The organism is Sphingobium phenoxybenzoativorans, assembly GCF_001757355.1.
GTDB lineage: Bacteria > Pseudomonadota > Alphaproteobacteria > Sphingomonadales > Sphingomonadaceae > Sphingobium > Sphingobium phenoxybenzoativorans.
In genome coordinates this window covers 20,758-45,198 of the sequence record NZ_MINO01000029.1, presented here as the reverse complement: position 1 = coordinate 45,198, position 24,441 = coordinate 20,758, and the positions used below count along the sequence as shown (strand labels likewise).

The window sequence follows — 24,441 nt, the reverse complement described above, 5'->3', positions numbered from 1 at the left end:
AGCAGCCCAGCGCACGGGCGCGCACGGGGCCGGACAGCCTTGGCTGGCCCTCGCGCATCGTGACGTCGACATAGGCGGTCGCGCCGCCGACGCCGCAGCCGCCGAAGCGGGCATTGGGCATGACCGCGGCGAGCTTGCCCGCAAACCCGTCCTGCAGATTGCCCCGGCCATCGAGATGAATGCCGAGCTGCCCGGCGTCCGTATCCAGACGCATCCGTACATCCTGAAGCGCGACGGCCATGTTTGGCAGGCTGAACGGCGCGGTGGATTTGGGATCGCGGAACTTGTCCAGCTCGCCAAGCGACAAGGCGCCGTCATGGATCCGGCCACGCAGCCGGACCCCGCCCGCGCGGACGGCCGCCACGCCAGGGGTCAGGCCGCTGAGCGTCAGATCGACCTCCACCCATTTTGCGGTGAGATCGGGGCGGGCCGGATCGCCCAGCACGATATTCTCTATCCTGTGCGTGCGAAGGCCGATGGACACGAGATCATAGCGCGCCCGGACATCGAGGGCGTTCAGTTCCCGGCCGATGAAATTTTCCGCAATCGGCGCGCGCTGCGTCCAAAGCCCAAGCAGGACAAGGCCCAGAGCGCCGGCCGAGCCGGCGATCCAGGCAGTCCGGTTGCCGCGATGCGTCGCCTCGCTCTCCCCATCCCTACCGTCCCCGTCCTCATCGACCATGCGCGCGTCCGACCCCGGTACCTGTCTTGCAATGCCATTCCGTAACGCATCGACAACGTCCCGTGCCACGGAAATATCCTTGCGGGGCGTTTCTCCCGGCCTTAGCCCTGGAATCATGACGGGGGGCAATCCGGACGAAAGTAGCAAAAGCGGGGTCGCGCATGACGGCGCAGGCCATCGCGAACGGTTGCGCACGCGGCTTCGCGAAGGCGGCGGCGACGCTTTGCTGGACCATGAGCTGATCGAATATCTGCTGGCGCTGGCGATACCGCGCAGGGACACGAAGCCGCTTGCCCGGCTGCTGCTGAGCGAATTTGGCGGCATAGAGGGCGTGCTGACGGCGGATTGGGCGGCGCTGGAGCGGGTGCCGGGCATGGGCGAAACCAGCGTGGCGGCGATCAAGGTGGCGCAGGCGGCTTCCCTGCGCCTGCTGCGCAACCGCGTCATCGAGCAGCCCGTGCTGGGAAGCTGGCAGGCGGTGCTCGATTATCTGCGCGCGGATATGGCCTGGCTGGGCGTGGAGCGAGTCCGGGTTCTGCATCTCAACAGCCGCAACATGTTGATCCGGGATGAAAAAATGTCGGACGGATCGATCGACCAGGCGGCGATCTACACCCGCGAAGTCATCAAGCGCGCAATGGAGCTTGGCTCCAGCTCCCTGATCCTGGTCCATAACCACCCCACTTGGTCATTTTGACCCCAGCACACCCTAGCGCATTACCGCGCATTTTCGCGGTTTTTTATCTCTATTGACAGGGGACGGTTATGTGGCAATTCTTGGGGGTATGGACGTTAACCGCCCCCACTTTACGGCCCCAGTTTTAGAGCCGTCCCCAGCGTAGGAATGACCCGTGGTAGCTTTGACAGATGGCGAGATCAGACAGGCGATTAAACTTGCCGAAGCCAATCGAAGAGAGAGGAGCCTCCCTGACGGGGAGGGCCACGGCACAGGTCGGTTGACGCTGATTCTCAAGCCGATGCCAAAGCGCGTTACAGCGGTCTGGTACGCGGTCCAGTGGAGGGACAAAAAGCGCATCAAGTCGAAGGTCGGCGAGTACCCGTCGCTTTCGCTGGCAAATGCGCGCAAGATTTTCGAGCGAGACTATGCGCTTCCGATCCAGCGGGGCAGCAGCATCAAGGTCGCAGGCGACTCCCGACCCGGGACGGTGGCCGACCTGTTCGAAGCTTATACGGATGCGTTGAAGGACGCTGGAAAGCCATCTTGGAAGGAAGCCAAAAAGGGGCTGAACAAGATCGCGGATACGCTCGGGCGAAATCGGCTAGCTCGGGAAATCCTGCCGGAGGATGTGTTAGGAGTGATCCGACCCATCTATGATCGAGGAAAGCGATCGATGGCGGACCATGTCCGCAGCTACATCCGCTCGGCGTTCTCCTGGGGTTTGAAATCTGAAAACGATTATCGAAGCGCCTCGCCACGTCGCTTTCGCCTGACCTTTAATCCGGCTGCAGACATCCCGACTGAGCCGAAGGTGGTTGGTACGAGGTGGCTGACCGAGGAGGAATACGTGCGCCTCTACAAATGGCTGGAATGTCCCGATGCACCTGTGCATCCCCCATATCTCAGAGCGGTCCGCTTGCTCATGCTGACCGGCCAGCGCGTCGAGGAGATCGCTCGGCTCCATGTCAGTCAGTATGATCGAAAGGAGCAAATCCTCGATTGGTCAAAGACCAAGAACACGAAGGCGCACGCAATCCCGCTTCCCTCGATCGCGGTCGAGCTGCTGGAAAGCATCACGCCTAACGAATACGGCTGGTTTTTTCCTTCGGCAACCGACCCGAGCAAACCAGTCGCACATGGTACTCTCTATTCGTTTATGTGGCGAGTGCGAGAGCGCGGCGTCATTCCCGACGTGACCAATCGCGACCTCAGGCGAACCTGGAAGACATTGGCGGGTAAGGCTGGCGTCTCCAAGGAAATCCGCGACCGGCTTCAAAATCACACGCTTCAGGACGTGAGCTCGAAGAGCTACGATCGCTGGAATTATATGCCTGAAAAGCGTGCCGGAATGAAAAGATGGGATAAGTTCGTGACGGCGCTTCTCGCTCGCAAGGCGCTCCGGCTGGCAGCCTGAAAGGCTCCCGCTGCCGGGGCGCTTCCACACAGATCAGTAGTTAGGAGCCCTCACTCGAAGGCATCATCCCCGAAACGCACTCTCAACTTGATCGCAACGCTATTCGCATATCTCCGCTGACGCCATTCGGTAGGGCTGTGGTAGATGCCAATGGCCTTCCAGTAGTCGTTCGATAATCTGAGAGCAGAGAGGAAGATCCAGCGCGCGGCCTGCACATTGAAGCACGGATCGCTTTTGAGCCAGCCTCTCACCTGCTCCGGTGGTCGCCCGGTCAGTCTCGAGAGCTTCGGCACCCAGAAGCTGTTGACCTGGAGTGGTCCAAGATCATGGGTGCCGTTGCCGTTCGGCACTTGCGCCCCGATCCAGCCCCCTTCTTGGTCGCGCAGTCCCCAAAGGGTTTTCTCAAGCCAGGCGCGACCTCCCGCTGCCTGCCGGATGCATTGCCCGAGGCGCGCCTCGTGATCGGCCGACGGTGTACCTCTGGCGTCTGCATGGCCTGCTGATGCCAGGAGGATCGCGAGCGGTAGCAAGCGCCGGGCTGGTTTTAGATCAACGGTCATGCCCGCCTCCGTGATCCCGAGCGGGGGCGTGCTGAGGCTCGGGTGGCGGCTGTTGGGCTGAGGACGGCTGCTGCGGCCCCTGCTCGCGGTCGTCTCCCCTGCCCGAACTCCGCTCGAGCAGAGAGATAATCCACCGATCGAGGAAGCTCGCTGCCGATTGCGCCCGCCCCGCGATATAGGAAGAAAGGCCGTTAGCCCTGGCCACTTCCGGCTGTGTTTGGGCCGTCGAGAGACGGTCCTTGCGGGCCTGCCGCTCGACGCGCTGTTCGTCGCGCAGCCGATCCCAGCGCTCCCCATGGAGCGCGGTGCGCCCTTTCACGCTGTCCTTCTCGATCCGACCCAACCCCTGGAGTGAGGATGTCTTCTCGCCCGACCGGAGGGTCAGTTTTTCTACGAGCCGCTCGCGGTCCTCGGTCCAGAGACTCGCACCGAACCGGGCGCGGGTGATCGCTGTGTAGTAATTCTGACCGGTCACCAACGGCGAGTTCACCGGCGCGAGAACATAGACTCGATCGTAGGTCTTGGACTGCGCTGAGTAGACGGTCTCCCCATAGCCATGGTCCCAGTTCTTGTGGCGGGAGAGGTCGATCTCCTGCGCCTTCCCGTCCCGATCCCAGCGGATCGTAGCGATCATGCCGTCGAGCCGTTCGACCGTTCCGCGCTCGGCATTCTTCAGTCCGAGTTCCTTGTTGACCAGACGCCACTGGATCCGGTCGCCCTCGGCGAGGTCGCGCTTCTCGTCCTTGAAAACGTTGATCTGCGACGCTCGGCCAAGGCGAGGATCCCACTGGATGGTCCGCCCATGCTCATCGACGATGTTGACCATCTGCCGGCCACGAGCATCGCGCCCGACGCCCACCACCTTATATTCGGCATCCCGTGCGATGCCGAGGCCGGCATTGTCACGCGAGAACACCACCACCTGCCCACGCGAGTAGAAGCGCGCAAAATGCTTCTCCTGATCGGTCATGCCCGAGGGCGACAGGATCGAGAGCCGCGCATCCTCGGCGGCGACGGCGCCCTCCACCTTCAGGGCTTCGCGCACTTTGGTGTTGACGATCAGTCGGGTCGCGTTTTCGAGGACGAGGATGTTGGTCCTGTCCCGGGTTTCGGGGGGTAGCCGCGTCCAGTCGGCGACCAGCGCGACCGCGAGCTTCTCCGCGCTGTCGCCGCTGATCACCTTGTCGAGCGCGCCGAGCGATCCATCATAGTTCTGGAGCCGCGCCAGGCGGACCGCCTGGGTGATCTTGTCAGCCTCCTGTCGTACCGTCTCCCGCAGTTCCGCCTTGGGTAGGCCGAGGCGCTGCATCAGCCAGAAGGGCTTGCCCTGCTCGATCGCCCCCGTCTGGCGGGTGTCGCCGAGCAGGATCAGCCGCGCGCCGGTGGTCCGGCTGATCTCGAGCAGGCGGACCGCCTGCCGATTGCCGAGCTGCCCGGCCTCATCGACGACGAGGACATGGCCGTCGTCGAGTTTGGCGCCGCCAGAGGCGAGCAGGCTGGCGACCGTGCGCGATTCGATGTCCGCCTTCTTGCCGAGTTCGCCGGCGGCTGATGAGGTGGGAGCGAGCGCGATGAGGGTCGCTTCCTCCCCCGCTGCCTCGCGAAGCGCGCCGATGATCGTCGACTTGCCTGAGCCCGCGACACCATGGACGCCGACCACCCGGTCGGAGGAAAGCCCCAGATGCAGAAGAGCCGTCCGTTGGTCAGGCTTCAGTCCGTGCGCGATCCCCGCATCACGCAGGCTCTCGACCGAGGCGAGCGGCTTCGCGTCTCCCAGCGCCAAAGCCAGATGGTCCGCAAGGGCCATTTCAAGGCGCGCGGTCTTGCGTGACGTCCGGCCACGTGTGTGGACTTCGTCGCCGGTCGGATGCCGCGTTTCGAGGAGCTTGGCGCGCGCCTGGTGCTCCTCGACGATCGGCCTGACGTCCGACAGCCGAACTTCGCCCACATGGGAGGCCAGAGCCGTCTGCAGCAACCGGCCGAGATTGTTGACGGCTTCCTTCCCTTCCGACTGCCGGAGCCCGAAGAGCATCGCCCGGGCCGCGACCGGCTGGGGCACCTCGATGTCGCGCGCGCCCGCTTTCTCGGCATCGGCCCGCGTGTCATGCACGGCTTCGGCATGCTTTCCGAGGCGACCTTCCCAGCTCTCGTGGAGAGCTTCGAGGGACATTTTCTGCTTGGGCCCGCGCGTCACATAGAAGGAATGCTGACGCGCAGCCTGCCCGGTCAGCCCGTGCTCCTTCGCATGGGCGTCGATCTGCTCGGCGCGCTGCGACATGTCGATGATCAGAGCCTTGGGGACACCCCGGATCTCGAACAGCCCCTTGCGCGGGTCGAACTCGACATCGTAGCCGCGCTCGCGCAGGAGATGCGCGAGTTCGTTGCGATAGACCTGACCAGCTGTCATCTGCTCGGCAAACATGGCGCGGGTTTCGAGACTGACTTTCTTCTCACCGTCCCGCTCGTCGGTGATGTTCATGACGACGACATGGGTGTGGAGGTGGGGATCGAGTTCGCGTGAGGCATGCTCGGTGAAGCGCGCGTAGATCAGCCGCCCGGTCGTCTTCTCGGTGACCTCGCCATCGACGCGGTGGCGCATCGTGGCATGTTCCTCGAGATAGGAGAGCGCGACGCTAACGGCCTGCTCATGCGCCTCGACGATCCGCTGATCACCGGCGACCAGCGCCATGATCGACACCGACTTGGGGGCGTTGACAGCGAAATCCCAACCCGGATGGTGCTGGATTTCTCCGTTGGCCCGGCGCCGGCCCAATTGCTGGTCCTCGACCTTTCCGGCTAGCAGTTCCTTGAACATGACCGGATCGACCTTGCCATCCAGGCCGAGTTCAGCGGCGATCTTGCCACCCCATTCGGAATGCTCGTCGGCGCCTTTGGTGTAATAGTCGCCGACCGTGTAATAGCGAGCGATATTGGCGGGCTTGCCCTTTAGGCGGATGGGATTGATCATGCCGGCCTCGCTTTGTTGCGGGCGCCGTCACGACGACCGTGCTGCTCAAGGCGGAAGCCTGCAGGCTTGCCGAACAATTCGAGGCGAGGGCGTGGAGCCTGCTGTTCTCCCCCTCCAGGCGGATCGGCGGGCGGTGGCATAGGACTCTCGCTCGAGGCGTCCACGGGCGCGGTCGGCGGTTCATGCGGTTGCGGGAGCGGAAGCTCGGCAGGTTGCTCTTCGGAGCCAGCCCGCCGCCGCTTCGGAGGGGAAGATTTGGGCCTGGTCGGCGAGGATGAGGCCAGCGGTGCCGGGGGGAATTCGACGACCGGCCCAGCCAGCCTGATGGGAGTGGTTGTCCGCTCCTCGAACGCCTCGGCGACCGACGCCACCTTGTTGTAGCTGTCCTCGAAGCGGACCACCGGCAGACTGCGACCGAACCTCAGGTAGCCCATGAGGTTCGGCAGGTTGGTGACCTCGGTGTGCATGACCAGCGGCCGGGTGACCTGCATGCGCGAGAGGTTCACACCATCGCGCATGTCGTTCACGCCGTAGGACATGCCCTCATTGGCTTCGACCTGCTCGACCTGCCCGAGATTCTCGCTGACATGCTTGGCGGTGGGGGTGTCGTTGGCGCGGAGAGCCACCCAGGTCGAGCAATAGCCGGTGATCGCCGCGGCATCCTGAATGCCGTAGGTCGCCTCGAGCTGGGGGTAGCTCTGGAAGCCGAGGATGCCGCAGCCGCCATATTTGCGGGCACGGGCGAGGAAGTCGCCGAGCGAGGGCAGCTTCTGGAGCGTCGGCAGCTCATCGATGACACAATAGAGGCGCCGGTTGCGATCGGGCGTCATGCTCATGATCGCGCTGATCGCGATGTCGAGCCACACCGTGATCAGGGGTCGGAGTGAGGGAAGCTGGTCAGCCTTTACAGTGATGAACAGCCAGCTGTCGTCCTTCTCATTGGCGACCCAGTCGCGGATCGAGAACCCGTCGGCGGTGTCGTCGAGATAGGAGAAGCTGCGCATCACGGAGGCGAGCTCCGCCTGGATGCCGGCACTGGTGCGCTCACCCTCGGTCGATATGAACGCCGCCGCATCGGTGCCTGCGGCGAAGGCGGCGAGATCCTTCAGCTTGGAGCGGAGCAGCGTGTCGAGCAGGATCGAGACGAGGGTACGTTCCTGCTTCGCCAATTTCCGGAGCACGGCGACCAGCGTGCCCCGCGCAGCCTTCGCCCAGAAAGGATCGCCCGTCTTGTCGGGGATCGTGGACTCCGCGATCTGGTCGTAATGATAGTCGCGCGGCACATCGACCCAGGGCGACCATGAGTCTGCGCGCGCATCGAGCGGGTTGAGCAGGGCGTCGATGCCGGGCCGGTAGAATTTCTCCACGAAGGTGCCGGCGGTGTCGTAGACGATCGCCCGGCGCTTCCGCTTGCGGATCCCGTCGAGCATCTTGACGATGATGTTGGTCTTTCCCGTTCCAGGAGCACCGCAGATCAGGATGTGCTCCGGTTCGAAAGCGTCGGGCACATTGACGCCGCCAATCTGGAAGCTGCCCTTGGCCTGACGCCAGAGCGCGCGGCGAACCTGCTTGACGGTGCCGAACCGCGCCCCGCGCAGAAACTGATTGGAGCCGAGCCCCCTCCCCGTCCGGGTGAAGTAGAACCATGCCCAGAACAGCATTGCGAGGGCGAACAGACCGGCAAGCAAAGCTCCGTGGAGGAGATAGGTTTCGAAGGCCGCGAGCGTCTTATGGGCGACGCCCGAACTGACGAGGCTCTTGGGAGTGGTCCAATATTGTTTGCCGGCCGGTGTCTTGAACAGGATCGGTGTCGCGTTACCGGGCAGCGTATCACCCATGAAATAGGCCTGGGTGATCTTGAGCATCACGAAGCGTTCGTATTCGGACGACTTTTCGAGTGCGTACCAGATGATGCCGCCGATCCAGATCACCAGCCCCGCGAGGAAGGTCTGGTAGAAGACCTGGGTGGTCATGCGGACATTGTGGACGATGGCCTGGCCGCCACGCGTCCAGGAGCCAAGCGTGTCATGGCGGAAGATGCTCACGGCCGGTCCTGCTCGGGATCGAGCAGCCCCCTTTCGCGGAGGAGCCGGCGCGCTTCACCCAGTCCCTTCTGGAGAATGTCCGGCGAGCGCTCTCCGACCGAAGTAGCGAGGATCGCGAACGCCTGGATGACGGTCGCGTGGAGTTCGTCGAAGCGGGCATGATAGCCCGAAGGATCACTGCCTTCGAAGCGTTCGAGGATGTCGCGACAATAGGTCGCGGCGCCGAGACCTGCGTTGCGCGCCTGGACAGAAAGGCGCGCATAGAGGTCATCGTCAATGCGGATTGTGATGCGTGCCAAGCGGCGGACTCCTTGTCCGACACGCCAGCAACGTGGTGAAGCGCAGCCTTTATAGCCGATTTACACCGCGATCTCAACAATTTATCGAAACTGCCGCTGGCAGCCACTAAGTGCCAAGGCAGATCAATCCCTTAGGGTAAGAAGCGACAGGACATGGCTGCCACCGGCAGCCGATCAGTGCCAGATCGACAGCCGCTTTGTGCCGACGAAAAGTGGCGGAAATCCAGGCGATTCGCGCCCGCAGCACCCGTGCGTGGGGTGCATTACATCCGCCTCCGGCGTGCGTCCCTCCTCCGCAGCGCGCTTGCCCGCTGCGCCCGTCGACTCGACCGTGGGCGGGTCTCCCCGGTTGGGTGCGTTTGCGGGCGTGATCGCATTCCGATCGCGGGGAAGGCATTGCATGGCGGTGGTCCTTGGTGGATAGTCGAGGGCGGCGGGCAGACCTCCTTGAGCAAGGAGTCTAAGAATGCCCAAGATGACGGAACGCGAACGGCTGGCGAAGATCGAGGCCGATCAGCAAAATCTCGCGCGGGAAGCCGAGACGGTGCGGCGTGGATTGCGCGCCCATTATGGGAAGCTGGCGACGGAATTGCCGGTCGAACGCTTAAGCGAGCGCGAATTTCGCGACGTGCTGAGCCAAGCGATTCGGGTCGGCGGCGGCGTGGCGATTGCCGCGCTCAAGGGGCTGACGGCACAAGGCGTCCAGGCGGAACCGTCTGCTGGGTCGGCTCGCAAGCGCGCGGTTGTTCCCCCGGCTGGCGGTGATGACGCCTCAACGGCTGTGCATCTTTAGCGGAAAGGGGAGCGACGTTGGCGGGCGGCACGCCCGGCAAAAGGAGCGGCGCGGGGAAAACCGTTCGGGTTTCCCCCGCTCGTGCCAAAGGCACGACAAGGGGCCGGGAGCGGTTGCCCGCCCCGGCCCTTCTCTTGGTGGCTTCGCGATCAGGCCGCTATGACGCGGCGCTTCTTTTTGATCGGGACATCGGGCGCCTGATCTGCCCGCATGAAAACATGGGTCGGGACGCGGTGGCCCTTCTCCGGGTTGAACAGGTCATAGAGGCTGGACTGGATGCCCGACCCTTCGCATAGCAACGCCTCGACGGGCATAAGCTCGGCAATGTTGCGATTGCGCCGGAAGGCTTTGCCGTTGCCGCGCCCATAGAGGCCGAACGCGATGCAGACCACGCCCCGCTGTGCGGCCCATGCTGCGGCGGCTGCATCCACCCCAAGGCGCTGCCCGGTGGTGACAAGCACCATGTGAGGAATGCGCGTTCTGATCTGGTCGAGCCGTCCCCAGATAATCCGCCAATCGTGCCAGTCGGAAGGGCCGGACACGACCACGACGGGGCCTTGCGGGTCGTATCGGTCACGCTTCCGTTCGGACCTTGCGCGCAGGAAGTCGAGCGCCGAAATCTGGCTGGCGGTGGTGACATGGGACGCGCGCGAACCCTTTGCGGGCGACCATGGGCGACCGGCATAGGCACGATACATTGCCGCCGCATAGTCGCGCATGGCTTCCATGGCGGCGCGCTGTTCCGCGACCGACTGGCATTCAAGCTGGGTGTCTTCCAGTTCCTTGTTGAACACCTCGCCCGGTTCCAGACGGCGGGCCATATCGCGAATGGTATCGGCCAGCCTGTCCTCGCGGCCTTCCAGCTTGTTTGCGACGAAATGGAAGCTGTTTACGAAGCCCCATGCGAGTTCCGGGGCAAGCGGGTCCAGTCGGGTATCGCCTAGCAGGTCGAAGATGGCGGCGATGATGCCGCCGCATTCCGCCTGTGCCGCGAGCGGATCGGGCATGAAATGTTCGGCCGGTTCCTCGTCCGGCTCGATGATGGTGAGGGGCAAGGGGTCGCCGAAGGATGCCACGAAATCGGGCGTGGCGATGGCTTCGGCATAGAGTTCCGGCAGGTCGGCAAAGCTGCTAACGCTGCGCAAGGCCGTTGGCTTGCTCATGGGATGGGTTCCTTTGGTCGGGTGACGGTTCAGGGTCCGGGGAAGCGTTCCAGCGCTCCCCCGGCCCGCCTTTGGTGCCGCTTAGAAGGGCACCTCATCGTCAAGGCTGCGTCCGCCGCCGGTATATCCGCCGTCCGGTCCTGCGGTGCTGCCGCCGGAGAAACCGCCGCCGGTCCGTCCGCCGAAACTGCCCGACCGCTGACCGCCGCCATTGCGCCCGCCAAAGCTGCCGCCCTGCGCCTCGCGCTCGCGTTCGCGCCGCCACTGGACATCGAAGCCGTTCGTCTCGTCCCCGAAAAGGGCGATGGGCAGCGGCTCGCGGAAGCTCGGATCGTCCACCATGCCGGACAGGAACACCTCGTCATTGGACTTCATGCGGCGTTCCCAGACCACGCCGATCTGGATTTCGTCGCCAGCGCGGTTCGTCTCGTAAATCTCATAGACGGGGGCACTGTCGCTCTGTCGATCCTCGACGCGGCGCATGATGAGGTAAGGAAAGCGCATTTCGCGGGTGGCGATCTTGCCGATAATGTCGCTGGCGCGCTCGTCGAACTTGAAGCTACCGATCTTCATGACTTCATCCTTTCTCTGTGCTGTGGCTCGTTTCTCTTTCCCGGCCACATCTGAACCCTACTCCCTCCCCTCCATTACTTCCATGGCATTGATTTCTTGACAGAAATCCATCGTACCTGGTGAGCCTGAGCAAGAAACAGCCGCGCAGCGGCCAACAGACACAAAGACGCACCGGCCGCGTCAGCGGACGGTTCTGCTTGAATGGGAAGGGAGCGTGGACCGGCTGACAAGTCATCGCACCCGGAGCCGCCTTCGCAGGTCCGAAGGCGCAGGGCGGGGCTCTTGTCCGCAAGAAGCACGGGAGGGGCTCTAGCGAAGCTTGGCGAAAAGGGGCCGGCGCTTCTGTTGAAAACAGACAAACATCGCCGGCCCCTTTTCGCCTAGCGTAGCTTTGCCCCGACGCAATTCTTGCGGACGAAACCCGTCCTGCAACGCACGGATCCTGCGAGGGCGGCGAAGGGGGTGATGGCTTGTCTGCTGGCTCCACGATCCGCATCGCGCGACTAGCGCGATTCCTTAGGCGAAGCCTGCATTGCGATGGACGTGCCGGGCATTCTGGCGTTTCGGGAAGAATGCCTCCCTGCCCGGCATCCCCGCGGAAGGGATCGTTACGGCGTCAGCCGCCAAGACCCCAAAGGGGGCTTGGTCGGAGCGGAGCGGAGATAGAGCCCGGTGCCCGCTTCAGCGGGCATCCGCCCGACCTCGGGACGCTTATCCTGTCGTCTATCGCTCGGAGTGCAATCCCGGAATGCCCCGCTTTCACGACAAACCGGAGGCTTGACCTAGTGCAATCCGCCGGATCGTGGTTGCCGGATCATCGCCCCGTGCTGAGCTTGCGCCATCGGGCACCATGGGTCGTGGACCGCTCGAAGCCATAGCCGGCCAACATAAGGTCGTCATCAAGATAGGGGTCGTTGGCGAGGAGGTAGCGAACCGTCATGCTGTTGCCATGCTGGACCAGATATTGCTGGTTGATCATGCGGGCGGCGTCAGGCGGCAGGGTGGAATTGCTGAAGCCCGGTGGGCCACCGGCGATGATGAAGGCGCCACAATATCGATCGAGCGTGAGCCACCAGGTTCGCAGGTCGTTGAAGAAGGCGCCGAAGATGGATTGATGGCCCGGCGCCGAGATCATCAGCGTGGGGTTCGTCGATGTCCGCAAAGGGATCGGCGAATGGCAGACCATCACGTTGATGGCGTCGGCGTCCTCGGGGATATTCATGTCCATCGCGCCCTCGCGAAACAGGGCGTGCGCATTGTCCGCGGACGCCGCGATCCATGTGTGCATCTCCTGTTCGTCCTCGCTCAAGTTGCCGTCGAGCGCGCCATCCGCGAAGCGGGCGGACTCAGCCTCGATGAAGCGCAAGGTCTCAAGGTTGCGACGTTGGAGGTGACGGGCGAACCCATAGATCGGGATCTTGTCGGTCTCGGCGAGACTGGTGCCGGCACCCTCGACGATCTTCCTCCAGGTCGCACTGTTGGAGAAAGGCGTCTCGATCATATGGTTGATCGGGCCTTCGATCGACCTTTCGACACCGTCCGCGACATAGTCGTGGAGGGAGTCCTCATAGCCGATGCGATCGATGGATTTGCGGTCGATGGCGAGGATATCGCCATGTCGTTCGACCACGCGAACCTTGTTCGCGTCGTCCGGGCAGGCAAAGCGACGGAGGTAGAATTGCGGCACATAATGATGCCGCCTGGGCTTCTCGGCGGTCATTCTGGCGTTCCCTCGGCAGGGGGCGCAGCCCTGACCGATGCGGCCTGTGCGTCGATATCAAAGCCGTCGATCGAGAGGCCGACGATCATGTTGATGAAGGTCTTGGCCACCGCGATCACCGCCTCGGCCTCCTCCTTGTTGCTGAAGGAACCTTGGTGGACGACGGCGTTGCGGACGGTGTTGATCTTGCCCGCCGAGCTGATCAGGGCGCGTGCCGTTGGGCTTGTCCGGGGGGTCGCGAAGAAAACGGGTACGAACAGGCGCTCGACCTTCAGTGGGAGACTATTTGCCCAACGGAGGAACTGGTCGACGATGGCTGCATCGAACTGGGTCTTCTTGCCCCACTCGGTGCGTACCGCATAATTGGCGGCGATTTCCGCAGCCGTGGCGCAACGCACGATCGCTGCGGATGGTTCATCGCGCCCATGGAGCCCCGACAATTTGGTCCACTGGGACTGGAGTTTCTCAAGGTCGGTGCGCTCATTATAGGGCTTCCGCGAAGATTTTCGGTGGGCATCGCCTTTGGCACTCTTCACGCATTCCCCTGTGTCTGATTGCACGCAACTCTATCGCATCGTCCGTCACCACGGCGAGGTTTTGATGACTTGCAACTATGGGAGAAAGCTTCACCTTTTGGGACGCGCGAGGAAGCGCGCAAGAGGATTGCGATGATGTCGACGGCGGAGCAGTTACCCAGGATCTTTCAGGCAAATCTCGGGCGGTTCTTCGATCGCGTGATCTTGCCCGTCATGGACAAGCTGCCGTCCCATGCGGAGCTTGAGACCGGGGAGACCGATAGCCTTGATCAGTTTCTCGATCGGGCGGCGGCGCAGGTCGACAATTATACTGCCAATGAGGCGGCCAAGGCGTTTGTCCTTACCCTCGCCGGTTTGTTCGAGCGACAAATGAGCCGCTGGGCGCGCGCGATACAGGATGCTGGGGGTTCCGATATGGGCAAGCTCAACGGCTTTGAAGCACTGCTCGCCGGCTGTGCCGAGCGCGCCGGTATCGACCTTATGCTTGAGCCTCTTGGAGAGGCTCTGACGGAGATGTTCGTGGTTGCCAATGTCGTGCGTCATGGAGAGGGGCGATCCTGCGAAAGGCTGCGCGCGCTTGCCCCGCACCTCTGGGATGAGGAATCTGTCGACTATCACGATCTCCTCCCCGGAACGCCGGTGGCAAGTGAACATGTGCGCATCCGGCAAGCGGACCTTGAGCGCTATATCCGGGCCACCACGCGGTTCTGGGGCTTGGCCGATCCCCTTCCCCTGGCGGTGAAGAATCCGCCTTATGGGAGCCTATGACGGCGTGCCGGAGATGTTCGAACCGGAGGACGAAGAGCCACGCTATCGTCGGGTGTCCGACATCGGGCGGAGCGATCTTTTCGAGGCGCTGAAGTCGCTGGCCGGCTTTGCCGAGAACCCGTTTCTCGTGATGCAGGCGAGCCAGCTTTGCCATGTCGATAATCTGCTGAACGGCCTTGAAGAGCAGGTCCTGCAACAGATGGCGGAGGATGATCCGCCACGATCGACCATGGCCATGGTGCAGGCGCTTTCGCCGATGTGGATCTTCGCTGCCTATGAATTGCTGCGCACGTGGCGGCAGCGCTGTGAAGAGGTCATCAAACTGGCCGAAAATGGTGGGTTCGACCAGAAGGCGAGCCATCTCGAGCGCGAGCTTGGGTACCGTCATTATGACCGGGAGCTTCGCGCGCAGCAGTTGCGTGATGCGCAGGAACGCCCGGAACTGGTGGATCAGATGCGAGTCGATCTGCGCCGCACGGAAATGGGGTTCACCACGCTGGAGTTCATCCGGGTTGCGCTCGCCAAGCATGAGGTCAGCAAGAAGGGCAACAAGAAGCCCATCGCCTTTGCTCCGGGGCTGGCCCTTCCCAATCGCCATACCGGGTCGATGGACTATGAGATGAGCAATGGCGGCTCGATTATCGGCTATGTCTCCCGTCGCGACATTGCGGAGACGATCCGGTTTTTCCCTGAGGCGGACAATCCAAGCGATGAGGATCTGACCGGATTTCGGCACTATATGAACCCGCACGATGTCGAGCCACCAGGTTCGAACGGGAGCACGCCATGACCAAGGGCATGCCTGCGCAAACCCAGCCGAAGGCGTTTGATCTGCTGGCGTCGCTGGCAGCCTTTGCGCAGCGTGAAGGCGTCGCCCTCAACGATCCGACGCTAATCGACAGGTTCATGACCGATGCTCGACCGAGGCTGGAAATGGCGTTGTCCGACGCGGCCCTGATCCATGGCTCACGGATCGAACGGCTGTTCGAGGCGACGGTTCTGACCCTTGGACGCTATCGGATGCTGAAGACCGAGGACATCGGCCGTGTTCATGGCAGCGGGGCATCGCGTGCGCCGGATTTCCGGGTTGTTCTCGACGACGGCGCGCAATGGCTGGTCGAGGTCAAGAATGTCCGTAGCGATAAGCCGCTCAGGCAGCGCACCTCCATGTCGGCGGCTTATCTCAACTCGCTGCAGTGCTATGCCGACATGGTCGGCACGCCGCTCAGGCTGGCGATCTTCTGGTCGCTCTGGAACATCTGGACGATCATTCCACCGGAGCGTTTTCGCCGTTCCGATGGCGGCCTGCGTGTGACTATGCAGGAGGCTGTGATGGCGAATGAGTTCGGCAGGCTCGGCGAGGTGATCATCATGACGCGGCCACCGCTCCGCCTGGTGCTCGACGCCGACCGGAAAATGCCGAGAAAGTTGAGCCCGGAGGGGTTGGCGGAGTTCATGATCGGCGCCGCGCGCATGTATAGTGGGGACACAGAACTCACCGATCCTCGGGATCGCAGGCTGGCGCAGATTCTCTTCCTGTTCGGGGATTGGACCGTGGGCGAGCCGATCGCACGGATGGATGGTGTCGAGATCGGAGGTGTCGAGTTCGTGGCGCAGCCTGAGGAGCCATCGGACCAGGGCTTTGACGGGATCGGCTGGGCCAGCCGGATTTTCAGCCGCTATTATGCCGCGCAGACGGTCGACGGCGATCAGGTGATCCAGCTCCATGGTAAGGCGGTGCCCGAATGGTTTGCACCGCTTGGGGCGTGGGACTTCAAGAACAGCCGGCTCCCTTTATGGCTGGGGCACATCGAGCCGAACAGCGATCGGATCAAGGCCGAGCCTGGTCCCGATTGACTCGTCGAGTCCCGCACGAATGGCGGCGGCGATATCGCCATTCAGTTCATCGGGTCTCAGACCGAGAAGGGAAATCACGCGGCGGCGCAGCTCGGGAATATATTTCAGGAATTCGCGGTCCTTGCGCTGGTTCGCCAACAGCGTCTCGATCGCCTCAAGACTCCATAATATGGTGATCCAGCATTCCATGAAATCGACCGGCATGGCCTCGAAATCGCGTGCGAGCATGACGCGCCGTATTGCGGGCTTGCCGCCGCAGAAAAAGGCGACAAGGACACGCACGACGAAGCGTGGCCAGCCAAGGAGGGCACTGGATGTATCCAGGCCCTTCGGCAGATCAGGGCATCGGGCCTTGTAGAGGAGGAACAGGATCCAGTAGCGCAGCCGCAGCACGTCGCTGGGACCGAGCGCCTCTTCGTCGCCTTTGAGTCCTTCGGTATAGCCAAGAATATGCCGCTCATAGAGCCGGGCGTCGACCGGCGCGGGCGCGAGCGATGGCTTGCCAGTATCGCGATGTTCAACGCTTTCATCGGCCGGGTCATCCTCACGGTCGGTGTCGGCCTTTTCGTCCGAGAGGTCGTCGAAAGCTGTGTCGTCTTCGGCGGATTGATCTGCTTGAGGGCCGCGGCCGGAGAGCAGATTGAGGAAGTCGCGAATCGTGTCGCTATATGTGCCGGCAAGACTGTTATCGCCCTCGCCGCCCGAGCGGCCGGCGCCGGAGCGCGCCTGGGTGAACTCCTCATAGCTCAATGAAACGGGGGCCGCCGGCTCGTCCACGCTTTTGCGCTCTTGCGGCCGGGCGGCCGACAGGGCGCGCGGCTGGGTCACGGCCTCGAAATCTGCGCGCACAAGGGTCTCGAATGCCTGGTGCATCCAGAGATCGAAATCAGCGCCATCGGTGAAGGGCGCGAGCGCCCGGGCCACGCTGCCGGTCGCTACCTCCCGACGTCGGGCGCGCAATATCTCGCGATGCGTGATGTGCGCGAGGGTCGAGACGATATCGCCGGTGACCAGTCGAGCGAAGCAGAGGGACTTGTGCAATGCGGGCTCTACCGGTGCGCGCCGCCGATTATCGATCTGGACGAAGGATCGCACCGGGATCGTCCCGATCAGGCGTGCAGACCGGTCGAGCAGCTCGATGTCTCCATCTGCCACATCCGCTTTCGCGGTTGTCCAGATGAGCTGGCCCTGGTCGAGTTCGAAGATGCCGGGCTGTCGGGCTTCGATGGTATCGAGCGGGATCGGGGATGTCACAATCGGCGGTGACAGGTCGGAGAGCTTGATCGGCGTGGCATCGATCCAGCGTTCGAGGCCCAACGCTTGCCGCGCTGCGCCGGCGGGAAGCCTGCGATAGATGCAGGCTTCGGCATTGGCGCCTGGCATCCCGGCTGATCCGAGGGCGGCACTGGTACAGTTGGCGCTGCCGAAGAGGATATGGTCGTGATCAATGGTCGAGGCGATGATGATCTTGGCGTGCGTGAAGCGCCGGGATGGCCACTGAAGATCGACGATCGTCGCCTTTTTGGCAAAGCGTGCATCGACCGGAAATTCATGATGGCTGCGGTTGATCGGGAGGATGATCCGGGTCGGGGAGAGGCGCTGCGAGAGATCGGCCAGCGCAGCGAGATCATGGTCCCAATAGGGACTGATTACCGTCAGACTCTGGACCTTCGCGCCCTGGATCAGCGACACGAACCGGTCTGCGATTCCCGTGTCGCCGGGCCCATGGAGGAAAGCGATGCCAGTTCCATCCAGTTCGTGCACGGCATCCCCTGCTGGCCCGCCGAGCCAGGTCGCACGCTCTTGTGTCCAACGCAGCGCATCGCGCGCCGGAGAAGGGGCGGCGGGCACGAGTGCGTCGAGATAGCGCCAGATAGAGCGAATGATGTCCTGCTCGGGGCTTGGCGTATTCTTGCATTCGATTTCGACCGCGACCTCGGCGTTACCGGCAAGGCCTGATGCGGTGAGGTTGGCGGAACTGACGATCGCCCGGGCGCTTTCCCGGCCAATTTGCAGGATGATTTTTGGATGGAAAATGCCGTTGGCGGCTGGCGGGCTGTAGAGTGCATAGTCGCGACCGAGGGCGGCCGGAAGGGTTGAGCCGTCCGCAAGCGCGAGCGCGGTCATGCGCGCGTCAGTCAGAAGGAGGAGGTTCGTGGCGCCGCTGGCCATGAGCTGGGGCAGCAGGATTTCCTCGACCGCAGCGAACTCCAGGGCGAAGCTGGTGGCGATCGCACTATGGAAAGGGCGGCCGCTGCGGCGACCCAGACGATCGGGGAGCTTCATCGGCCAGCATCCCGCGCCGCCAGACCAAGCGACGTCAGGCCATCATCATCAAGGAGATGGATGTCGGCGAGAAACTGGATTGCGGATGCCAGCCGCGGCGTGGTGGCGACCGGCTGGTAGGCGGCGAGATAGACGAAACGTCCCTCGCGCTGTTCGAACAGGAACGTATAATCGCCCTGTCGCCGCAGTTTTTGCATGGCGACATGGCTGTGCCGTCTGATGACGCGCTCGATCATATAGTCGGCGATGAGCGTGGCGATGCGCTCCCCTTCCCTGCCTTCGAGCCATGATATTTCTGTCCGTAGCGAGTGCGCCATCCCGCGTTCGGGCAGACCTTGCGCCGCGGCGGCAGCCAGATCGGGACGGTCAAGGAGCCTCTGATGGAGCGCGGCTATCAGCAGGAGTGCGCTGACGGCCTTGTCGGCGGCTGCGCCGCGTGCGCCGGTGAGTTCGTCCCACATCTCGGCATAATCGAAGGTACGTGGATCGAGGCCGAGTCGCAGCGCGCGCCAACTCAGGTCTGGATGGGGCTCATCCAGCGTTTCCAGATGGGTGAGGATATCAGCGCGGATCTCAGTAAGCGACTTGCCTTGAGCCTCGGCGTTGATGATCTTTATGCCCCATGCGAGCAGTGCGGCGCATGCTACCTGCATCATGTCCTGGCATTGATAGGCTTCCCAGGCGAGCCGCTGGGTTTCGAGGCTGGGAGGAAGGGCCGGCTCGGGTGGATCGAAAAGATGCCAGCGGACCTGTTCGGGGCTTGGCCACTCCTCTTGCGTGAAGGCGGTTTCGAGGATGAGGTCGAGCGATGCCGCGCGGCTCGGCCCTGACTTGCTCGCGTCATCGGACCGGGCGAAGAGCAGTGTTTCGTAGAAAGTCCGCTCCTCGCTTTCTTCCGCGATCTGCGAAGGTGCGATGGGTTGAAGCCGGTCGAGTTCACGCAGGCTTACCTTAGCGTCGACGATCTTCTGTCGCAGGAGTCTGGCGAGGTCCGGTCCGATGGCATCGGCGAACAGGGAGGCCGCGCGACGGCCGAGATCCTTGGTGGCGACCTGGATGCCGTGGCGGTTTTCGGTGAAGAGGTTCATTTCAGCCATCTGGCTGTAATAGGCGCCCCCGAAGACCCCGAGCGATTGGCGAAGGTACCGTTCCTGCGCGGGATCGGTCGAGGCGGCGGCTTCAAAGTCGATCACGCGTCCCGAGGTCGCGAGGCGGCGATTGGCCCACTCGATACCGCCGACGCCGGTCTCACCCGTCCGTGCTGACACGAGGGCGTAGAGTGCCTCGGCGCGGCGCACCCAGATGCGCCAGGCTTCGAAGTCGCTGGTCGCGCCCCGGCGGGCATAGGTTTCGCTCACCCAGCAATAATAGCCATAGTAGCGCATGCGCAGCGTGACGTTGCTGATGCCCGGGAGCAGTGACTGATAGAGCAGCACGCCGCTATTCTGCATGCCGAGCGGGTCGAGCCCGCGCTTTTCGGCTTTTTCGGTCCATTGTGGCAGCAGGTTCATCGGCCCTCGGTGACTGTTCGGGCCGGCGGCCTCATTTCGCCATAGTAACGAGCGATGAAGTAATGGTGATCAATCGAGCGGATCATTTTGCGGGACGATCTGGCCGGCACGTCGCATCGAGGTTGCCGCAATGGCTGCGAGAACCAGGCCTGCAATCACGAAACAGAGGTCGCCGACGATGCGCCACGCCAGCACCCCCGCGACTCCGCCGAGCAGGAAGGACAGCACCGTACCCGTGTGAAGGCTCAATCGGGTTGTAATCTCCCCGCGATCCGCGGGGCCAGCCTTACCGCGAAGGATATCGAGCATCCTGGCGAGTCCGATGCCGATGTCAGTGGCCATGCCCGATACATGGGTGGTGCGCACCCGCGCGTTTGAAATATGGGTAACGATGGCGTTCTGCTGCCCCATGAGGAAAGCGAGGCCGATGATCAGCATCGGCACCCCTGCGGAGCGATCGAGCGCCATCCGCGCAAGACCGAGCGCGGCAAGAAGAGCGGCTTCGACCAGGATTACGCGGGCGTAGATGGTGCCGATCCCGCGCCGCAGGCCTGAGCCGATTGCGAGCGTCGAAACCAAGGAACCGATGATGAAGGACAAGACTATGGCGAGATAGCCAAGAGCATGCCCCCATTGTCCCATCGCGAGCAGGCTGGAGAGGGCGGACACATTTCCGGTCATGTTGGCGGAGAAGAAGCCGACCTCGTGAAACGCCGCCGCATTGAGTCCGCCCGCCACCCACGCCAGCGCGAAGGCAAGCTTGCGGTCCAGCCGACTGTCGCGTGCGTCGCCCTGGCGGATCAGCATTCCGCGATCATCCGCGCGGCTGCCCGATGCGCACGACTTTGGTGCGGCCTGTCTCGCCGCGAACGATCTGGATCGAAGAGACGGGCTGGCCCAGGGCGTGGGCGAGAAGGCGCAGGATCGCTTCATTGGCCTTGCCGCCCTCGGCTGTGGCCGTTGTGCGTACAAGAAGTTCCAGGCTCCCGGCTTGCGATGGCAAAAGGATTGCGTCGGCCGAAGCATTTGGCGTGGCGCGCAGCGCGAGACGTCCTTCGCGATCCGCCAGCGCGCGGATTTCGATCGCAGAGGGCATCGGTATCCGGCGTCGCGCCATCAGCGCTTGCGAACGAACTCGGCGCGCAGCACGAGGCCTTTGATGCCGTCGAACTTGCAATCGATTTTCTGTGCGTCACCGGTCAGGCGGATCGCCTTGATGAGCGTTCCGCGCTTGAGCGTCTGACCAGCGCCTTTGACGTCCAGATCCTTGATGAGTGTCACCTGATCGCCGTCGGCGAGAAGGTTGCCGACAGCATCCCGGACTTCTGGCTGAACGGCGGCGTGCTGGCGCTGGGCAAGTTCGGAAGCTGGCAACCACTCGCCGCTTTCCTCATCATAGACATAATCTTGGTTGCTATCGGTCATCTGTCCTTGTCCCTTGGTCAGTCACTGTTGGCCGGCGACAGCCTGGCGCAAGCGCACACCGCGTCCCCCGGTCTGGCTGGTCGCATTCTCGCCGATCAGCTCGACACCTGCGCGTTCAAGCGCTGTGACGACCTTGACCAGCGTTTCCACGACACCCCGCACCTGTCCGTCCGACGCTTCCATCCGCTGGATCGTGGGAAGCGATACGTTTGCCAGTTCCGCCAGTCGCTTCTGGTCGATGCCGAGCAAGGCTCGCGCCGCGCGCATCTGCTGAGAGGTGATCATGCTGCGCTTATGACGTATAAGACATCATATTTCAATCTTACACCATCACTGTCCATATGTTATACCCATGCCAACCGGAAATTTGGAATATGGCAGACGTGATCTCGTGATGCACATCGCAATGACGCGGATCGACCGATTCGGCGGCGCTCGGCGCATCGTGGTGCGATGAAGACGGGCAAGCGGATCAGGGGCTTTTTCCTCCTCCAGAATATGATGCTGAAGGATTTCGTCCGGGAGGCAAGCGCGCGGCAGGCGCTTGGGCGGGAGGAGGTCGACCGACTTTGCCGGCTCGAGGCGCTCAACGCTGCCGAGCTTGAGAGATGGGAGCAGGATCTCTTCATGGCCGGTGACCAGCCGACGTTTCGGCAGAGAGGCGGCGGGTAAGGAGGCCTGTTCATATCGCGCGAACGAACCCGGCGCTGTCCTGCTCGCTTGCCGTCCGTAAGCCATTTCAGAGGCGGTTACAGGTTCGGGCTGATTTGAGGCATAGTTCCCCCCTTACCCGGCCATCAGGCCGGACCGATCCACAGCAATTCGAGGATGCTTGCTCCGCGCTGCCAGGCCTCGACCCGAACCCGTCGATCCTGATGCGTCCGAAGATCCGAGTCTGTCTGAAGGCGCCAGAGAGGCCCCTCCTCGACCTCCAGAAAAGGGCCACGCTCGTTGAGGCGCAGTATCCCGTGCAATCGCAGCGGCGCCTTGCTGTCAGTCATGGGCGAGTGCCTCCGGAATGGAGACTGTCCGGGGCGAGCGGGATGAAAAAGACAGAACAGACATTACCTCCGCATGGCATAAGCGTGTTCAGACTTGCAATCTTGTTCATTTTATGTTCTCAGGCACACTGAGGAGCCATGCCATGATCCGCGATTATCTCGCCAGCTATGATTATAACTTGCCGCTGGACGATGCGGCGGTCGATCCTGATCTGCCACTGGTTCGCCGCCGGCTGGCGAGCCTCGCGGCGAGCGAAGGTCTGGATGGCGGCTATTACGAGGCCCAGGAGATGGCCGAGGCGTTTCTCGATGCTGCCCGAGAGGCGAATGCGGGCATCGAGGAGGAGGACAGCCCTGCCCGTGTTCTCCTGCGTGATATTCTGGATCGCGACCTTGCCTATCAGCATGAGCTATTCGATGAAGTTTGCCAACTGCCGTTGGCGGACGCAGCCGCGCATCTGGCCTGGCTTGCCGATTTGATGAAGCGGCGGGCAGATATGGCGCGGCCAATCGCGGCCGACCTCGGTTATCGCCACTGACGCGGCCACCTTCGGTACAATCAAGCCTTTTGCCGCCCTTCATCTTCGACATGCGTGCGTGCATTGGCATGGCCTGATGCGTGACTTTCAGGCATTTCCCAGGCGGGTTGCCACCGAGCGAACGATGCGCGCTTGCTCGGGTCCGAGCGTAGCGAGAAGCTTAAGCTCAGCGTCTGTGAGTTCTTCCTCGGTGGAATAGGCATCGATGGTATAGCTGCCCCGCGCGAAGGTGTCGGCGGAAGGCAGCACCATGGCGGTGTAGGATTGTGGCCAGAAGCAGATGAGCAGCCAGGGCCAGTTCGGTATCTGAGGCTCATAGCGAGCGAAGATGATGTCACGGGTGCGCAAGGCAGACGGGCGCCGGTCGAGAAGAGCGGGCGCTACCGGGGTCGTCCGCGGCTCGCACAAAAATGCCTCGAATTCGTGCATTTCTGCGAGGCTTTCGAGGATCACGGGGTAGTAGCGGCCGAGTGCCAGACCTCCGCCCGAAAAGCGAGGTGGGATGTCGATCAGCAGGATATCCGGCAATGTCGGGAGTGGCCGGTGATAATAGAGCCTCGCGGCGGCCAGGTCATCGATAAGTCGCATGAAGAGAGTTTTTCGGTGAAGCCGTTTGGCAGTCAACAACAGTCGCAGACAGATTGACGGTATCGTCATGCCGCGAGCCGTTCGACACCCGCATTGAACCGATCGATCCAGTCCCGCATCGTCGGTCGTTCGGCGAGTGGGATCTGGGCCGCGACCCGTTGGAAGTCGATCAGATCAACCGGTGCGCCGGCAATGATCGCGTCTATTTCGGAAGCAGGCAGCAGAGCGCGTTCGCGGATGAAGTGGGTCATCGAGCCGGGGCGCTCACGCGTCGACTTGCGCCACAGACCCTCGACCGTCACAAGGCGCGGAGCGGCGCGAGCCTCCACCAATATGATCAGGCGGAGGCACCAGCCTGGAAGGGTGATCAACTCGCCCGTTTTCTGCGCGAGACAAAGCCAGCAAGCCGATTTGATCGGCACGGGCAGGCCTTCGGCACGGATCCGCGCGATGCAGGCGTCTCGATCCCAACCCCAGGCGCGCAGCGGATAATGATAGTCGTACAGGTCGCTGATATGGCCTTCGCGATGGGCATAGCGGCGACTATCGGCGGGCGAGCTGTCGTAGCCGATGAGCTTGACAACCTTGCCACCTTCAGCCCATATTTTCTGCGCCGGCGCCCATGAATTAACCCATTGATCTTGGGGCTGTATTTTCCATTTCTGGCTGCAACTGTGGCGGCCGAAGCTGATCGACGGCAGTGTCGCGTTGGTGAGGCAGTTCTCCAGGAGCGAGAAATAGGGCGGCCAGTGCTTGAAGCGCTTCGGCACATAGCGGACGACATGATGCTCGATATGATGCCGGTCCATCCAGCGCTGGAAGATCGGCAGAAAGGCATAGGTTTCCTCGCGCTCGACCCCGGTGTCGGCTGTGAGGACGGCGGACAGGGGCAGCCCCCGCGCGACCCATTCGATGATCATCGCGGTGCTGTCGACGCCCATGCCCCATGCGGCAATCACAGGGACGCCGGATAGGACAGTAAGGCAAGCGTCGTCGTTCGCCGCCGCGGTCGGCGGTCGCTTCGGATCGTACAT

Annotated in this window: 25 protein-coding genes and 1 pseudogene; 8 read left to right on the top strand and 18 right to left on the bottom strand. The window is 62.8% G+C overall.

From position 1 onward, the window contains the following. On the bottom strand, positions 1–682 hold a 682-nt coding region (locus BHQ40_RS14320), incomplete at its 3' end, for an intermembrane phospholipid transport protein YdbH family protein (RefSeq protein ID WP_435593917.1). A 115-nt stretch (positions 683–797) separates the two neighbouring features. Between BHQ40_RS14320 and BHQ40_RS14315 the strand changes: the two are divergent. Together BHQ40_RS14315 and BHQ40_RS14310 are read left to right on the top strand one after the other, a co-directional pair. Further along, a pseudogene (locus BHQ40_RS14315) lies at positions 798–1,373 on the top strand (JAB domain-containing protein); the annotation flags it as partial. A 160-nt stretch (positions 1,374–1,533) separates the two neighbouring features. Beyond that, entirely contained in the window at positions 1,534–2,775 is a 1,242-nt protein-coding gene (locus BHQ40_RS14310; protein WP_070156537.1) for a tyrosine-type recombinase/integrase, read from the top strand. 50 nt (positions 2,776–2,825) lie between these two features. On the opposite strand, the gene BHQ40_RS14305 is transcribed toward BHQ40_RS14310, so the two are convergent. Genes BHQ40_RS14305 through BHQ40_RS14290 form a run of 4 tightly spaced genes read right to left on the bottom strand, consistent with a single transcriptional unit; the run spans position 2,826 to position 8,647 of the window. Beyond that, a complete protein-coding gene (locus BHQ40_RS14305; protein WP_223806388.1) occupies positions 2,826–3,335 on the bottom strand; it encodes a lytic transglycosylase domain-containing protein in 510 nt (169 codons plus the stop codon). Next, positions 3,325–6,303, bottom strand: coding sequence for a MobF family relaxase (gene mobF, locus BHQ40_RS14300; RefSeq protein WP_070156536.1), 2,979 nt, complete (start codon positions 6,301–6,303; stop codon positions 3,325–3,327). Before mobF ends, BHQ40_RS14305 begins: the two co-directional genes overlap by 11 nt. Next, positions 6,300–8,348 (bottom strand): type IV secretion system DNA-binding domain-containing protein, encoded by a 2,049-nt coding sequence (locus BHQ40_RS14295; RefSeq protein ID WP_070156535.1) that lies wholly within the window; start codon positions 8,346–8,348, stop codon positions 6,300–6,302. Before BHQ40_RS14295 ends, mobF begins: the two co-directional genes overlap by 4 nt. Beyond that, positions 8,345–8,647: a hypothetical protein gene (locus BHQ40_RS14290; RefSeq protein ID WP_025291971.1), complete on the bottom strand. Its 303-nt coding sequence runs from the start codon at positions 8,645–8,647 to the stop codon at positions 8,345–8,347. The genes BHQ40_RS14295 and BHQ40_RS14290 overlap by 4 nt, the downstream gene beginning before the upstream one ends. A gap of 466 nt (positions 8,648–9,113) precedes the next feature. Here BHQ40_RS14290 and BHQ40_RS14285 point away from each other — a divergent pair, with 466 nt between their 5' ends. Then, positions 9,114–9,440 (top strand): hypothetical protein, encoded by a 327-nt coding sequence (locus BHQ40_RS14285; RefSeq protein ID WP_070156534.1) that lies wholly within the window; start codon positions 9,114–9,116, stop codon positions 9,438–9,440. A gap of 149 nt (positions 9,441–9,589) precedes the next feature. Here the strand turns inward: BHQ40_RS14285 and BHQ40_RS14280 are convergent, their stop codons facing one another. The 4 genes from BHQ40_RS14280 to BHQ40_RS14265 all read right to left on the bottom strand — a co-directional run bounded on the left by BHQ40_RS14280 (position 9,590) and on the right by BHQ40_RS14265 (position 13,432). Continuing rightward, a complete protein-coding gene (locus tag BHQ40_RS14280) occupies positions 9,590–10,603 on the bottom strand; it encodes a DUF2493 domain-containing protein (RefSeq protein WP_030539254.1) in 1,014 nt (337 codons plus the stop codon). 81 nt (positions 10,604–10,684) lie between these two features. Then, positions 10,685–11,176: a DUF736 domain-containing protein gene (locus BHQ40_RS14275; protein ID WP_070156533.1), complete on the bottom strand. Its 492-nt coding sequence runs from the start codon at positions 11,174–11,176 to the stop codon at positions 10,685–10,687. Positions 11,177–11,990: 814 nt separating this feature from the next. Then, positions 11,991–12,896: a DUF4238 domain-containing protein gene (locus tag BHQ40_RS14270; protein ID WP_070156532.1), complete on the bottom strand. Its 906-nt coding sequence runs from the start codon at positions 12,894–12,896 to the stop codon at positions 11,991–11,993. Beyond that, a complete protein-coding gene (locus BHQ40_RS14265; RefSeq protein WP_223806387.1) occupies positions 12,893–13,432 on the bottom strand; it encodes a hypothetical protein in 540 nt (179 codons plus the stop codon). The genes BHQ40_RS14270 and BHQ40_RS14265 overlap by 4 nt, the downstream gene beginning before the upstream one ends. Before the next feature lie 132 nt (positions 13,433–13,564). Here BHQ40_RS14265 and BHQ40_RS14260 point away from each other — a divergent pair, with 132 nt between their 5' ends. From BHQ40_RS14260 to BHQ40_RS14250, 3 genes are read left to right on the top strand one after another with little or no spacing between them, the layout of a single operon-like run. After that, entirely contained in the window at positions 13,565–14,200 is a 636-nt protein-coding gene (locus BHQ40_RS14260; protein ID WP_070156531.1) for a ferritin family protein, read from the top strand. Further along, positions 14,187–14,990, top strand: a complete 804-nt coding sequence (locus tag BHQ40_RS14255) for a hypothetical protein (RefSeq protein WP_083276932.1) — start codon at positions 14,187–14,189, stop codon at positions 14,988–14,990. Before BHQ40_RS14260 ends, BHQ40_RS14255 begins: the two co-directional genes overlap by 14 nt. Further along, complete coding sequence (locus BHQ40_RS14250) at positions 14,987–16,057, top strand: hypothetical protein (protein WP_070156530.1); 1,071 nt, start codon at positions 14,987–14,989, stop codon at positions 16,055–16,057. Before BHQ40_RS14255 ends, BHQ40_RS14250 begins: the two co-directional genes overlap by 4 nt. Here BHQ40_RS14250 and BHQ40_RS14245 read toward each other — a convergent pair. From BHQ40_RS14245 to BHQ40_RS14220, 6 genes are all read right to left on the bottom strand, one after another. After that, complete coding sequence (locus BHQ40_RS14245) at positions 15,995–18,343, bottom strand: phospholipase D-like domain-containing protein (protein WP_070156529.1); 2,349 nt, start codon at positions 18,341–18,343, stop codon at positions 15,995–15,997. The two genes, BHQ40_RS14250 and BHQ40_RS14245, sit on opposite strands and share 63 nt — an antisense overlap. Beyond that, the gene (locus BHQ40_RS14240; RefSeq protein WP_070156528.1) at positions 18,340–19,854 is read right to left on the bottom strand and encodes a hypothetical protein; all 1,515 of its coding nucleotides are present in this window, start codon (positions 19,852–19,854) and stop codon (positions 18,340–18,342) included. Before BHQ40_RS14240 ends, BHQ40_RS14245 begins: the two co-directional genes overlap by 4 nt. Positions 19,855–19,923: 69 nt before the next feature. After that, positions 19,924–20,661, bottom strand: a complete 738-nt coding sequence (locus BHQ40_RS14235) for a YoaK family protein (protein ID WP_070156527.1) — start codon at positions 20,659–20,661, stop codon at positions 19,924–19,926. Between the two features lie 7 nt (positions 20,662–20,668). Next, the gene (locus tag BHQ40_RS14230; protein WP_070156526.1) at positions 20,669–20,971 is read right to left on the bottom strand and encodes a DUF167 domain-containing protein; all 303 of its coding nucleotides are present in this window, start codon (positions 20,969–20,971) and stop codon (positions 20,669–20,671) included. Further along, complete coding sequence (locus tag BHQ40_RS14225) at positions 20,971–21,279, bottom strand: alkylphosphonate utilization protein (protein ID WP_070156525.1); 309 nt, start codon at positions 21,277–21,279, stop codon at positions 20,971–20,973. The genes BHQ40_RS14230 and BHQ40_RS14225 overlap by 1 nt, the downstream gene beginning before the upstream one ends. Positions 21,280–21,300: 21 nt before the next feature. Further along, positions 21,301–21,564, bottom strand: coding sequence for a helix-turn-helix domain-containing protein (locus BHQ40_RS14220; protein ID WP_030539266.1), 264 nt, complete (start codon positions 21,562–21,564; stop codon positions 21,301–21,303). Positions 21,565–21,732: 168 nt separating this feature from the next. Here BHQ40_RS14220 and BHQ40_RS14215 point away from each other — a divergent pair, with 168 nt between their 5' ends. After that, positions 21,733–21,951 carry a hypothetical protein gene (locus tag BHQ40_RS14215; protein WP_070156524.1) on the top strand — a complete coding sequence of 73 codons (219 nt, stop codon included), beginning with the start codon at positions 21,733–21,735 and terminating at the stop codon, positions 21,949–21,951. Positions 21,952–22,076: 125 nt separating this feature from the next. Here the strand turns inward: BHQ40_RS14215 and BHQ40_RS14210 are convergent, their stop codons facing one another. Then, positions 22,077–22,280: a DUF5818 domain-containing protein gene (locus tag BHQ40_RS14210; RefSeq protein WP_070156523.1), complete on the bottom strand. Its 204-nt coding sequence runs from the start codon at positions 22,278–22,280 to the stop codon at positions 22,077–22,079. 143 nt (positions 22,281–22,423) lie between these two features. Between BHQ40_RS14210 and BHQ40_RS14205 the strand changes: the two genes are divergently transcribed. Then, positions 22,424–22,819 (top strand): hypothetical protein, encoded by a 396-nt coding sequence (locus tag BHQ40_RS14205; RefSeq protein WP_070156522.1) that lies wholly within the window; start codon positions 22,424–22,426, stop codon positions 22,817–22,819. Between the two features lie 87 nt (positions 22,820–22,906). Here the strand turns inward: BHQ40_RS14205 and BHQ40_RS14200 are convergent, their stop codons facing one another. Further along, positions 22,907–23,476 (bottom strand): hypothetical protein, encoded by a 570-nt coding sequence (locus BHQ40_RS14200; RefSeq protein WP_253183360.1) that lies wholly within the window; start codon positions 23,474–23,476, stop codon positions 22,907–22,909. Beyond that, positions 23,473–24,441 carry an adenine nucleotide alpha hydrolase family protein gene (locus tag BHQ40_RS14195; protein ID WP_083276931.1) on the bottom strand — a complete coding sequence of 323 codons (969 nt, stop codon included), beginning with the start codon at positions 24,439–24,441 and terminating at the stop codon, positions 23,473–23,475. The genes BHQ40_RS14200 and BHQ40_RS14195 overlap by 4 nt, the downstream gene beginning before the upstream one ends.